The sequence below is a fragment of the Candidatus Kryptobacter tengchongensis genome (genome assembly GCF_001458555.1).
GTDB lineage: Bacteria > Bacteroidota > Ignavibacteria > Kryptoniales > Kryptoniaceae > Kryptonium > Kryptonium tengchongense.
The window spans coordinates 1-11,994 of record NZ_CZVH01000056.1; the positions used below are offsets into that span (position 1 = coordinate 1).

Genomic DNA, 11,994 nt, shown 5'->3' on the forward strand with positions numbered 1-11,994 from the left:
CAAAAAACAGATAGAGAGATTGAAGAAATTAAGAATGGAAAGAGATAATGATAAGGTGAAATTATCGTTGAAGAGATTAAAAGAAGGTGCACTCCTCGGGGAAAATTTAATGCCTTTAATAATTGAATGCGTTGAAGCTTATGCAACTATCGGAGAAATTTCAGATGCCTTAAGGGAAATCTGGGGAGAATATAAGGAGAGGTGAAGATGAAAATAAGCAGGCAAAAATATGCACAGATTCAACTTTTAAAAAATAAAAAATACAGATATAAAACTGGTCTTTTTATCATTGAAGGAGAAAAGCTTATAAAAGATGCGATTAAATTCGGCGCTGAAATTTCGTATGTTGCCTATTCTGAGAAATTTTTGAGGACGCCACAAAATCAAGAGTTTTTGAATCACCTCAAGAACAAAAAAATTGAAGTTTATGAAATTGGTGAAGATGAACTTGAAAAGATCTCAGATGTTGAAACATCACAAGGGATCATCGCTGTTGCAAAAATGTTTGAATATAGCGAAAACGATCTTTTGAAAAATATACAGCGGAAAAATTATTCAACTGTTGTCGCCCTTGATAGAATCTCCGATCCAGGGAATCTTGGGGCAATTTTCAGAGTTTGTGATTGGTTTAAAGTTGACCTCGTTTTGATTTCAGATATGAGCGTTGATGTCTTTAACCCAAAGACACTCAGGGCAACGATGGCTTCAGTCTTTAATGTTCCCTTCTTGCAAAATGTTGATTTGAAAAATTATCTAATTAAATTGAAAAGTTTGGGATTTAAAATTTTCTCCACCGCTCCGTCTGGGAAGATAGATTTTCATGAGTTGAGCAACGAAAATAAAATTGTGTTAATTTTTGGAAGTGAAGCCCATGGCGTTAGCGAGGAACTTTGTAAAATCTCGGATACAACAGTGAAAATAAAAAAATTCGGCAAAGCGGAATCTTTGAATGTTGCAGTTTCGGTTGGAATAATTCTTTCTGAAAGAGCTTATTCTATTTTTGAGCGATGATGAAAATTCCTGGGTAAACGAGGTGATTTTCAGGTATGATATCAATGATTTCAAAACCTATCGGGGTAAGAATTTCAACGAATTCGGAAGGGGTCATGTAATTTAGTTCTGGTTTTACATCATCCCCGTAAACTTTTAGTTTTAATTTGAGTTTCTCCTCAAATTTTGTGTATTTAAATCTGAAAGATCCTGATTTCAATGTGTCTTTTATAAAGATGATTCCGCCAGTTTCAAGCGAATTGTAAATTTTTTTTAGCAGTTCAATCTTTTCAATGTGTTTTAGGAAAAGAAGGACATCAATAAGAAGGACAAGTTTTAAATTATCTAATTCAAAATCTTCAAAGGTGTTTGTGAATTCAACATCTGTTTTTTCAGCTGATCTTTTGGCTTCGTTTATCCTTGTTGTTGAAATGTCAAAACCGACTACTTTCAATTTTGGATTTTTTATCTTTATATAATTTGAGAAAATCCCATACCCACAACCATAGTCAAAGACAGAACCTGATTCGGGAATGTAATTATCAAGATGTTTTTTATTTGATTGAAGTTGAAAATTATTCTTGCGTAAATCTTCAGCTTTTCCGAAAATTTTGCATTTTTGTAAAGATTGATGAGTGTAAGTTGCTCATCTGAAATTTTCATATCGTTTGAGCTTCCATCTATTTACATTTTCCCTTGAATTCGGTGATTGTGCTTGCAATTTTGTTGAAATCTTTTGGTGCATTTTTTCAAGGTTCAAGATTCCTGAAGCGATGGCAATTGCAATTTGAGTTGATATAGAGCCATCGGTTGAAATTTCAGCGCTTTCTTTCAACTCAGATGGATTAAAATAATTTTTAATAAAATGCGTGTCGTATTTACCTTTGCGGAAAAATTCATTGCTCATAACCCAGAGGCAAAATGGTATTGTTGTCTTAACTCCATAAATTTTATACTCGCTGAGGGCTATCTTCATTCTTTCAATTGCCTCAATCCTATTTCTTCCCCACGCTATTATCTTTGAAATCATCGGGTCATAATGAATCGTTATTTCATTTCCCGCTTCAATTCCAGCATCAATTCTGATCCATGGACCGCTTGGCTGTTTTATTTCGGTGATTTTTCCAGTTGACGGAAGAAAATTATTAAATGGATCTTCGGCATAGATTCTGCATTCAATTGCATGTCCGTGTGGTTTTATATCTTCTTGCGAGAAACTCAACTTATTTCCGAGGGCAATTTTTATCTGTTCAGCCACTATATCAATTCCAGTGACCATTTCTGTTACAGGGTGTTCAACTTGAAGGCGGGTATTCATTTCAAGGAAATAAAAGTTTCTATCTTTATCAACTAAAAACTCAATTGTTCCAGCGTTTTCGTAATTTACAGCTTTTGCAATTTTGATTGCTGATTCAAATAATTTTTCCCTTAAATCAGGGGTGATGATTGGCGATGGTGTTTCTTCAATTACTTTTTGGTGCCTTCTTTGAATTGAGCATTCTCTTTCCCCAAGCGCGATGACATTTCCAAATTTATCTGCAAGTATTTGCACTTCAATATGATGTGGTTCCTCAACATATTTTTCAATATAAACTCTATCATCTCCGAATGCGAACATGGCTTCATTTTTGGCTCCTCTTATTGCTGATTCAAGTTCACTTTCCTCATAAACGATTCGCATTCCTTTGCCACCACCACCAGCTGCTGCTTTGATTAAGATTGGTAAGCCTATTTCTTTGGCAATTTTGATTGTCTCATTTGTATCAGTTATTGGATTTTCGGAGCCCGGGACTATTGGAACGCCAACGCTTTTTGCAATTTTTCGTGCTTCAAGTTTATCCCCCATTTTTTTAATTGCATCAGGTGATGGACCCACAAAAATTATCCCGTTATCCTGCACGAGTTTAGCAAATTCTTCATTTTCAGAAAGAAAACCATATCCTGGATGAATTGCGTCTGCTTTCAAATCTTTAGCCACTTTTATTATTTTTTCCATGTTGAGATATGTTTCTATTGGATTTGCCTCGCCTATACATTCAGCATAATCAGCTATCGCAACGAAAGGTTTATCTTTATCAACTTTTGAATAAATTGCTATTGTTTCAATTCCAAGTATTTTACAGCTTCGCATAACTCTAACTGCGATTTCACCACGGTTTGCAATTAAGATTCGCATAGATTTTGATATTTTATTTTTGAAAGGTGAGCGATTTAGTCAACATTCAACTCAACAATGGTAACTCCATCGCCACCTTCTTCCCAGCTTCCTGAACGAAATGATTTGACATTCGGATGTCGTTTTAAAAATTCAGCTATCTCCTTTTTTAATTTTCCCGTACCTTTGCCATGAATTATTTCAATTCGTTTCAACCTGTATAGAAAGCTCGTATCAATAAATTTATCAATTGCATTTATCGCCTCATCTGCTCGCATTCCTCTCACATCAATTTTCGTTGATACAGGCGCAAAAAGGTCAATTGCTGAGGTTAATTTTTTAGCTTCTTTTTGCTCAACCTTTTCAAGCACATCCGTCTTTAGAAGCATTTTCACAGCGCCGAAGGCAACGACAACATTTGATCCATCAACCTGCAAAACTTCACCGATTTGTGTTCCATCTCTCATCTTTACTAAATCCCCTGGTTTAAGCTCAATTATTTCATCTTTTTGTTCCTCAAGCTGTTTTGACAATTCATGAAATTGTTTGTTTATCTGTTCAGCGACTTTGTGCGCGTGCTTTATGCTTTCTTTTGAAGCCTCTGTTTCTTTTATCTTTCTTATCGCTTCTTCAATTTTTGCTCTCGCATTTTCAGCTATTTCTCTGAGTTCCGCAAATGCTTCTTTTTTTGCCTTTTTCTTTTCGCGCTCAACCTCAGCAAGTTTTTGTTTATACTCCGAAATCATTTTGTTAAGTTTTTCATCTTTTTCCTTTAATTCGTTTACAAGTTTTCTGTATTCAACCTCAAGTGCTTCAAGGCGTGATAAAATTTCCTCGGCTTTTACTTGATGTTCATTAAGATTTTTCTTTGCGCTGTTTATTATCTCCTCATCAAGTCCAAGTCGCTTCGCAATTTCAAATGCATAGCTACTTCCCGGAACACCAATTCTTAATCTATAGGTTGGAGCAAGCGTTTGATGGTCAAATTCCATTGCTCCGCATTCAATTTCGGGATTGTTATAGGCATAAAATTTAATTGTGCTGTTGTGAGTTGTGACGATTACAGATGATCCTTTGGCTTTCAATTTTTCAATTATGGCAATTCCAAGTGCTCCACCCTCTGCAGGATCAGTTCCGGAACCAAGCTCATCAAGGAGTACAAGGGTTTTGTTATCAGCTTCGGAAATTATCTTTTTCAGATTTTTAATGTGCGAACCGAAAGATGAAAGATCTTTCTCAACTGATTGTTCGTCGCCTATGTCAATGAAAACTTTTTTGAAAATTCTTAATTTGCTTGATTCTTTCAATGGCACGGGTATCCCCGCTTGGGTCATAATTGTAAGTAAACCAACTGTTTTTAAAGCAACAGTCTTGCCACCTGAATTCGGTCCAGAGATCACAAGAACAGATGAACTATCACCAAGTTTAAAGTCAAGTGGGACAACTTTGTTCCGTCCATGCCTTAACAAAAGAATGGGATGATATGCAGAGTTTAAAACGATTGGACCATCATCGGAAATCTCAGGAGCATAACCATCTATTTGAAGTGCAAATTTTGCCTTCGCATAAATAAAATCAAGTTTGGCGAGGATATTTATGTTGGTCTGAAGATATTGTAAATTTTCTCTGACCTTATTTGTTAATTCCCGGAGTATTCGCTCAATCTCTTTCTGCTCTTGAAATTGAAGTTGCAAGATTTCGTTGTTTAACTCAACTATTTCAGCTGGTTCAATGAACACAGTTAAACCAGTTGATGATGTTCCATGAACAACGCCTAGCACATGTCTTTTATGTTCAACTTTAATTGGTATTACAAGACGACCATCCCTTTGAGGAATTATATCATCTTGAGTGTAATCTTTTTCCGAAATTTGCTTTAGAATTGCGTATAATCTTTTTCTCACATAATCTTGCTTTCTGAGGATCTCCTCACGAATTTGCCTAAGCTCTGGGCTTGCGTTATCCTTTACATTTCCAGTTTCATCTATGATTTCCTCTATATTATACTCAAGCACCCTGTTCACAAATATATTCCTTGCAAGTTCCCACAAATTTGGGTATTTCTGAGCTCGCTTGTTAAGATATTCTCTTATTAATCTTGAAGCAGTAAGGACTGACTTTATATCAAGAAAATCAGAAGGCGTCAAGAAACTTTCCTCAATTTCGCATCTTCTCAATGCGATTCGTATATCCTTGATGCCGTCAATTGGAAATGGGTCGTCGTAAGCAAGTAGGTCTTTCATTTCAACTGTCAATTTTAACTCTCTCTCAATGATGCTTTTATTTGTGTATGGTGAAAGGTTTTCAATGAGTTCAATGCCAATTTGTGAGGTCGCAAATGAGAGGATGTGTTGCTTTATTTTATCAAACTCAAGTTTATTTAGCGTCTCGTTATTCACCCTTTATCTTTTCAATTGTTTTTTGAATTTGTTCTTTAAATCTAATTTTTGATCCAAAATTTTTCTCAATGAAATCGTAAACCCCAATGGTTGCTTTCGTCACTGGCTTATAAAATTTTGAGGTATTTCTGACCTGTTCTGATGGGAAATTAATTGAAGCAAGAAAGATAAGCAAAATCCCAAGTATTAAAAGACCCTCAAGAAGTCCTAAAATCGCTCCGAGAATGTTATCAGTTAGTTCAATGAAAATTGAAACATTTTTCAGGAATCTTGCGAGCAATGTTGCCGTTAGGATGGACGTCAGAAAAATTAAAAACATTGCAAGATAAGGTGAAATATCAGCAGATACCCCTATATCGTTCAAAAACTGGGCAACTTTCAAGTTATGTTTCACGCCAAGCCATATGCCAAGCACAGCTCCAGCGAGGGCAAGTATTCTTGTTATAAATCCTTTTTTAAAACCACGGTATACAAAAATCGCAAGCAAGCAAAGTATTATGTAATCAAGCCAATTCACTGTGATTGAAGTTTTTCTTTAACGATTTTTTGAACAATTGCGCCATCAGCTTTCCCACGGAGCTCTTTCATCACTGCTCCCATGACCTTGCCGATATCTTTAGGTCCTGTTGCGCCGATTTCTTGAATAACTTTTTCAACGAATTTTGTTATTTCTTCCTCTGACATTTGTTCAGGTAGATATTCATTTAAAATTTCAAGTTCTTTTCTCTCTTTTTCAGCAAGGTCGGTTCTACCACCTTTCTCAAAAAGTTCAATCGCTTCTTTTCTTTTTTTGATCTCGGATTTTATAACTTGAATTTCATCTTCCTCTGTTAATTCCTTTCCTTCACCCTTTCTTTCAATTTCTTTCCTTCTTATCATTGTTTGGAGCATTCTTACAACTTCAAGCCGAATTTTATCGCCAGATTTCATGGCATTTTTTAATTCATCTGCAAGTTTTTCTCTGAGCCCCATTTTTTTCACGATTTTGTTTTTAAAAATAAAAAGGCAGGACAATCGCCTGCCTTTCATTTTGTTAAGAACCTATCTAACAATCTTTTTAAAGCTTTTATGCTAAAACACATTACAGCTTTTGCAAAGTTGAGTAATTAATTCTTAATGCATCCGCCTTTCTTAATCTCTGTTGAATATCAATCACGATCCCCATCTTTGAATCTCTGTCAATTCTAAGCGAAACGATGACATTTGGATTCTCTTGCCTTTTTCTATACATGATGTCAATGATATCATCAAGTTGAACTATATTATCATCAATTTGGATTCTTCCATCCTTTCCAACCCATATATAGGAAATAAGTCGTTTGTTCTCAATTTTTTCAATAGCAGCTGCTTCTGGTAAAATATACCTAACTTTGACATCGTAAACTTTAATCGTTGTCGTGACCATGAAAAACAGTAACATCATGAAAATGATATCAGGCAAGGATGCAGTTGGAACACGTGGTTTCGTTTGTCCGAATTTTTTCTGAAATTTCATTTATTTATCACCTCGTTTATTTAACTTCTTCTGGTTCGGCGATTGAGATACGAATTGGGACCTCTTTTTTGACTTCTTCCTGTTGATCTTTCGTCAGGTCTTTAAAAGACTTGCCAAATGTTTTAAGAGAATACTCTTCACGCAAATCGTTATATGCGAGTTTCAGTTCATCAAGCACTTCAATATATCTGCTGTAATTTGTTTCACGGTCTGTTTTGATGGAGACGATCAGCTTTGGATTTGCTTTGATTTTGTTCTTTATCGTTTCTCTAATTTGCGGTACAGTGATAAGTTCTCCATCAAGTAGAACTTCACCAGCTGCATTTACAAGGAGCTTTGCGATATCGCTTTGTTTGACCTTTACTTGTTCTGTTGTTTCAGCAGCTGGGGGGAGGACGAGACCAATACCTGTATCCACATCAAAAGTCGTTGCAACCAGGAAGAAGATCATCAATTCAAACGCAATATCAGCCATTGAAGCAGATGGAATCTCTGCTTCGGCTCTTTTTCTTCTTCTAAACATGGCTTTGTAAAAATTTTATTTTGTTGCATTTTTTGTTTCCACTGTGCTTACCTTCTTGCCCTGTTGCATCGCAGCAAGCGCATCAATTAACTCAATTGAGCTTTCCTCCATGTCAATGACTATTCTGTCAACCTTTGAAACGAAGTAATTATAAAATGTTTGAAGTATTATTGCAACGACAAGCCCAAATAGCGTTGTTAAGAGAGCTATTGAAATACCACCTGCAACGATTTCTGGTGAGATGTTTTTCGCTTCTTTAATTGAATCAAATGCTACGATCATTCCTTGAACCGTTCCCGTAAATCCAAGTAGAGGTGCAAGTGAGATGAAAAGTGAAAGCCATACAAGACCTCTTTCAAGGAAAGCCATCTCAATTCCGCCATACGCTATTATTGCCTTTTCAGCGGCTTCAATTCCTTCATTTGCCCTTAGAAGCCCCGCTTGAAAGATGCTCGCAACAGGACCTGGTGTTTTTTGGCAAACTTCAAGGGCTTTTTCAACGCCACCCTCGTCAAGAGCTTTCTTTACTTCTCCAAGGAATTTCCTCGTATCAACGCTAGCTTTGGCAAGTGAAATCCACTTTGCTATTGAAAGAGCCAAACCAATAATTAAAATTGCAAGAATTGGATGCATGAAAAATCCACCTTCAATATACTTCTCAACGAGAATATTGGTTATCTGCTCAACTAATCCTTTCTGTTGCGCTTGAAATAAAAACGCAAATACAACTTGTGATAAGACCATGTTTTAACCTCCAAAGTTTTAGTTTTTATTTAAAATAATACACTTGTGCAAATAATAATAAATAAATTTGAGAAAATCAAGCATAAAAATAGCCGTTTGCTTAAATTGGGGTGATTTTTTAAAATTGATTTTTATTCATCTTGTTCGTAATTTTAAAACGAAAAATTTAAAATTCATCTTGGAATGGAAAGAAGAATTCTTAGCAAACTTGACGAACTTCTTGGCGAGATAGATAACCTGCTACGGGAGGAATTGTCCGCGAATTTTTCGTCTATAAGGCAAGAAGACATTGAAAAAATTCATCAAATTTTAATCAAATATATTCATCATGTAATTGATCTTGCCAAAAAGGGTCGCTCTGTCCATGAAAGGCTTGTTCATTCAATTATACAAAATTATTCCGATGCTGTGATTGCGCTTGATAATGACTATAAAATTTTCTTCTGGAACAAGGGTGCTGAGAGAATTTTTGGATACACCGCAGATGAAATGCTTGGCAAAACAGTTGACCCTATCGTACCATCTGAACTTAAGGAAAAAGGTGAATTACAGTGGCTATTTGAAGAAACCCTACGGAAAGGTTATGTTGAAAATTATGAAACCGAGCGTATCAGAAAGGACGGGAGGAGGATCATCGTTAATTTATCCAGAAGCTTGATAAAAGATGAGAACGGAGAAGTTCTTGGAAGCATAGCTATCGTTAAAGATGTGACACAAATTAAAGAGCTTGAAAAGCAAATACAACATTCAGATAAACTTGCGCTTATTGGTCAAATAGCTGCAGGGATTGCCCATGAAATAGGAACGCCTCTTAATGTAATCTCAGGAAATGCGGAGTATGTAATGATGGAAATGGGCGAAAACAATCCATATAAAGAGGAACTTGAAACAATAATATCGCAAGCGGAAAGAATTGCAAACCTTATAAAACAGCTTCTTGAGTTTGCAAGACCAAGAAAACCAAATTATACCAAAGTCAATGTAAATAATGAACTTCATCATGTGGTTGAACTTTTAAAGCATCAATTTGAAAAGTCAAATATAAAGTTGAACTTGAAATTCAGCGAGGACATTCCAAGTATATATGCGGACTGTTCTCAAATTCATCAAGTTTTTTTAAACATAATTGTGAATGCGATCCAGGCTATAAATCAAAACGGAGTGATAGAAATTGAAACATTTGCAAAGGATGGTTATGTGAATATAAAATTCAGGGATAACGGTGTTGGGATTTTACCAGAGCATATACACAAAATTTTTGAGCCGTTTTTCACAACTAAAGAGGCTGGAAAAGGCACAGGGCTTGGACTTGCAGTAAGTAAAAGAATAATTGATGAACATAACGGTAAAATTGAAGTTGAAAGCACACCCGGGAAGGGAACAGTATTTACTGTTAAGTTCCCAACATACATAAAAAAGGAGGATAAAGAAGATGATGGAGGAGAACCAAAAGGCGTATAATATTAAAGTTCTCGTCATTGATGATGATGTTAAAATGCTTGAACTTTTGAAGAAAGTTCTCTCAAGGCGTGGATATACTGTAGAAACATCACCCAAACCGACAGAAGCACTTGAGAAATTTACACTGAATGGTTTTGATATTGTTGTGACTGATATAAATATGCCCGAAATGAACGGACTTGAGATTTTAAAACAGATAAAATCAATTTCTCCTGACACTATTGTAATTATGATAACAGCATTTGCTACTGTAAGCTCTGCTGTTGAGTCAATGAAACTTGGTGCTTATGATTACATTATAAAACCGTTTAATATGGAAGAATTTGTTTTGATCGTTGACCGAGCTGCAGAACAAATTTCATTGAAAAAAGAGGTTGAGTTTTTAAGAAGGGAAGTTCAACAAAGATATTCGTTTGGAAACATCATTGGAAAAAGCCCTCAAATGCAAAAAGTTTTTCAACTTATAAAGCAAGTTGCTAACACGAATAGCAATGTAATAATCTACGGGAAAAGTGGTACAGGGAAAGAACTCGTCGCAAAGGCAATCCATTATAATAGTCCCAGAAAAGATAAGCCATTTATAGCTGTGAATTGTAGCGCCATTCCTGAAAGTTTGCTTGAATCGGAACTTTTTGGGCATGAAAAAGGGGCGTTTACCGGAGCAATAAGTTCAAGGAAAGGACTTTTTGAAGAAGCTAACGGAGGGACAATTTTCCTTGATGAAGTTGGAGATATGTCACTTGCAATGCAAGCAAAACTTTTAAGAGTTCTTGAAGAAAAAGAAATAAGGGCTGTCGGAAGTGATAAACCTAAAAAAGTTGATGTCAGAGTAATAGCTGCAACGCATAAAGACCTTGAGAAAGCAGTTAAAGAGGGAACATTCCGTGAGGACTTGTTTTATAGATTGAATGTTATACCAATTTACCTTCCGGAGTTAAGAGAAAGAGTTGAAGATATACCGCTTTTAGTTGAATATTTTCTGAAAAAATATGGTGAGGAAGCGGGAAGACCAAATATAAGAATTTCACGAGAAGCACTTGCATGCTTGATGAGATATTCTTGGCCAGGGAATGTCAGAGAACTTGAGAATTTAATTGAACGACTCGTTGTTCTTTCAACGAGCGATGAAATAAAAGTTGAGCATCTTCCAGAGCACATAAGGGTATGTAAAGTTGAAAATATAGTTGAGGAACTCACGCTTGGCGAAAGGATAACGCTTGAGGAGTTGGAGAAAAGATATATTTTGAAAGTGCTTCGCGAAACGGGATGGCACAAGTCAAATGCAGCGAAAATCCTTGGGATTGACAGACGCACACTTTATAGAAAAATAGAAGAATATCAACTTGAAGAACCTGAAGATTCACCTAAAGATGAAGCCGAGGGCGCTGATTGAAAAGGTGCTAAGCTATGGAAGAATGATAAAGTTCTCGCATACTCTTTTTGCTCTCCCATTTGCCCTTTCAAGTGTGGTTTTTTCATCTTTTTTCTATAGCGTCACACCTGAGAAACTTTTTTGGATTCTTGTTGCAATGGTGAGCGCAAGAAGTTCGGCAATGGGCTTTAATAGAATTGTGGATAAAAAAATTGATGCTTTGAATCCAAGAACTAAATCAAGAGAGCTGCCAACAGGGAAAATATCAACTTTTGAGGCAAGTATTTTTGTAGTGATTTTTTCACTGATTTTTATTTTAGCTTCTTACAAACTTAATAAACTTTGCTTTTATCTTTCCCCGGTTGCGCTCGCTGTTATATTTTTTTACTCCTTTACAAAAAGATTTACATGGCTTTCACATCTTTTCCTTGGGATATCGCTTGGACTTGCACCAGTTGGGGCATGGCTTGCAATCGCTGGTAGATTTGACCTTCCGCCCGTTATACTCGCTTTTGGGGTTATGACTTGGATAGGGGCTTCAGATATAATTTACGCATGTCAGGATTATGAATTTGATCTAAAGCATGGGCTGTATTCAATTCCGCAAAAATTTGGGATTAAAAAAGCATTGAAAATTTCATTTGCGATTCATTTTTTAACCTTTATCTCTTTTGCCTCTTTGAAATTTCTCCTCAATCTTGGCATGGCTTATACAGTGGGGTTAATTTTGATCGGGGCTCTTTTGGTCTATCAACATACAGTAGTTAAGCCGAACGATTTATCAAAGGTAAATTTTGCATTTAATAATATCAACAGTTTGGTCAGCACTATATATTTTGTCTCATCATCATTTGA

14 protein-coding genes are annotated in these 11,994 nt (G+C 35.9%); 5 read left to right on the forward strand and 9 right to left on the reverse strand.

Features of this window, described 5'->3' with window-relative positions; all coding sequences use genetic code 11:
• Together AT685_RS05140 and AT685_RS05145 are read left to right on the forward strand one after the other, a co-directional pair.
• Nucleotides 1–205, forward strand: a 205-nt coding sequence (locus tag AT685_RS05140; RefSeq protein WP_143713133.1) for a methylmalonyl-CoA mutase family protein, incomplete at its 5' end; no start/stop codon positions are given.
• A gap of 2 nt (nucleotides 206–207) precedes the next feature.
• Nucleotides 208–1,011 carry a TrmH family RNA methyltransferase gene (locus AT685_RS05145; RefSeq protein WP_072151812.1) on the forward strand — a complete coding sequence of 268 codons (804 nt, stop codon included), beginning with the start codon at nucleotides 208–210 and terminating at the stop codon, nucleotides 1,009–1,011.
• Here the strand turns inward: AT685_RS05145 and AT685_RS05150 are convergent.
• The 9 genes from AT685_RS05150 to AT685_RS05190 all read right to left on the reverse strand — a co-directional run bounded on the left by AT685_RS05150 (nucleotide 995) and on the right by AT685_RS05190 (nucleotide 8,306).
• A complete protein-coding gene (locus AT685_RS05150) occupies nucleotides 995–1,525 on the reverse strand; it encodes a class I SAM-dependent methyltransferase (protein WP_320409074.1) in 531 nt (176 codons plus the stop codon). The genes AT685_RS05145 and AT685_RS05150 overlap by 17 nt on opposite strands.
• Nucleotides 1,462–1,653, reverse strand: coding sequence for a hypothetical protein (locus tag AT685_RS08590; protein ID WP_072151814.1), 192 nt, complete (start codon nucleotides 1,651–1,653; stop codon nucleotides 1,462–1,464). The genes AT685_RS05150 and AT685_RS08590 overlap by 64 nt, the downstream gene beginning before the upstream one ends.
• Nucleotides 1,637–3,166 carry an acetyl-CoA carboxylase biotin carboxylase subunit gene (accC, locus tag AT685_RS05160; protein WP_081040600.1) on the reverse strand — a complete coding sequence of 510 codons (1,530 nt, stop codon included), beginning with the start codon at nucleotides 3,164–3,166 and terminating at the stop codon, nucleotides 1,637–1,639. The genes AT685_RS08590 and accC overlap by 17 nt, the downstream gene beginning before the upstream one ends.
• Nucleotides 3,167–3,201: 35 nt before the next feature.
• The gene (locus AT685_RS05165; protein ID WP_072151816.1) at nucleotides 3,202–5,544 is read right to left on the reverse strand and encodes an endonuclease MutS2; all 2,343 of its coding nucleotides are present in this window, start codon (nucleotides 5,542–5,544) and stop codon (nucleotides 3,202–3,204) included.
• Entirely contained in the window at nucleotides 5,537–6,061 is a 525-nt protein-coding gene (locus AT685_RS05170) for a CvpA family protein (RefSeq protein ID WP_072151817.1), read from the reverse strand. The genes AT685_RS05165 and AT685_RS05170 overlap by 8 nt, the downstream gene beginning before the upstream one ends.
• Entirely contained in the window at nucleotides 6,058–6,516 is a 459-nt protein-coding gene (locus tag AT685_RS05175) for a GatB/YqeY domain-containing protein (protein WP_072150167.1), read from the reverse strand. The genes AT685_RS05170 and AT685_RS05175 overlap by 4 nt, the downstream gene beginning before the upstream one ends.
• Before the next feature lie 109 nt (nucleotides 6,517–6,625).
• Nucleotides 6,626–7,039: an ExbD/TolR family protein gene (locus AT685_RS05180; RefSeq protein WP_072150168.1), complete on the reverse strand. Its 414-nt coding sequence runs from the start codon at nucleotides 7,037–7,039 to the stop codon at nucleotides 6,626–6,628.
• 16 nt (nucleotides 7,040–7,055) lie between these two features.
• The gene (locus tag AT685_RS05185) at nucleotides 7,056–7,562 is read right to left on the reverse strand and encodes an ExbD/TolR family protein (RefSeq protein WP_072150169.1); all 507 of its coding nucleotides are present in this window, start codon (nucleotides 7,560–7,562) and stop codon (nucleotides 7,056–7,058) included.
• A gap of 15 nt (nucleotides 7,563–7,577) precedes the next feature.
• Nucleotides 7,578–8,306 carry a MotA/TolQ/ExbB proton channel family protein gene (locus AT685_RS05190; RefSeq protein WP_072151818.1) on the reverse strand — a complete coding sequence of 243 codons (729 nt, stop codon included), beginning with the start codon at nucleotides 8,304–8,306 and terminating at the stop codon, nucleotides 7,578–7,580.
• Nucleotides 8,307–8,489: 183 nt separating this feature from the next.
• On the opposite strand from AT685_RS05190, the gene AT685_RS05195 reads away from it, so the two are divergent.
• The 3 genes from AT685_RS05195 to AT685_RS05205 form a co-directional block, all read left to right on the forward strand.
• The gene (locus AT685_RS05195) at nucleotides 8,490–9,767 is read left to right on the forward strand and encodes a two-component system sensor histidine kinase NtrB (RefSeq protein WP_072151819.1); all 1,278 of its coding nucleotides are present in this window, start codon (nucleotides 8,490–8,492) and stop codon (nucleotides 9,765–9,767) included.
• Nucleotides 9,739–11,160, forward strand: a complete 1,422-nt coding sequence (locus AT685_RS05200; protein WP_234696250.1) for a sigma-54-dependent transcriptional regulator — start codon at nucleotides 9,739–9,741, stop codon at nucleotides 11,158–11,160. Before AT685_RS05195 ends, AT685_RS05200 begins: the two co-directional genes overlap by 29 nt.
• A partial coding sequence (locus AT685_RS05205) for a UbiA-like polyprenyltransferase (protein ID WP_072151820.1) occupies nucleotides 11,138–11,994 on the forward strand: 857 nt, incomplete at its 3' end. The genes AT685_RS05200 and AT685_RS05205, both read left to right, overlap by 23 nt.

Bases quoted from the DNA above. Each gene is read 5' to 3' on its own strand.
- AT685_RS05190 (WP_072151818.1), bottom strand. From the start codon at position 8,306: ATGGTCTTATCACAAGTTGTATTTGCGTTTTTATTTCAAGCGCAACAG.
- AT685_RS05200 (WP_234696250.1), top strand. From the start codon at position 9,739: ATGATGGAGGAGAACCAAAAGGCGTATAATATTAAAGTTCTCGTCATT.
- AT685_RS05175 (WP_072150167.1), bottom strand. From the start codon at position 6,516: ATGGGGCTCAGAGAAAAACTTGCAGATGAATTAAAAAATGCCATGAAA.
- AT685_RS05180 (WP_072150168.1), bottom strand. From the start codon at position 7,039: ATGAAATTTCAGAAAAAATTCGGACAAACGAAACCACGTGTTCCAACT.
- AT685_RS08590 (WP_072151814.1), bottom strand. From the start codon at position 1,653: ATGAAAATTTCAGATGAGCAACTTACACTCATCAATCTTTACAAAAAT.
- AT685_RS05195 (WP_072151819.1), top strand. From the start codon at position 8,490: ATGGAAAGAAGAATTCTTAGCAAACTTGACGAACTTCTTGGCGAGATA.
- AT685_RS05185 (WP_072150169.1), bottom strand. From the start codon at position 7,562: ATGTTTAGAAGAAGAAAAAGAGCCGAAGCAGAGATTCCATCTGCTTCA.
- AT685_RS05145 (WP_072151812.1), top strand. From the start codon at position 208: ATGAAAATAAGCAGGCAAAAATATGCACAGATTCAACTTTTAAAAAAT.
- accC (WP_081040600.1), bottom strand. From the start codon at position 3,166: ATGCGAATCTTAATTGCAAACCGTGGTGAAATCGCAGTTAGAGTTATG.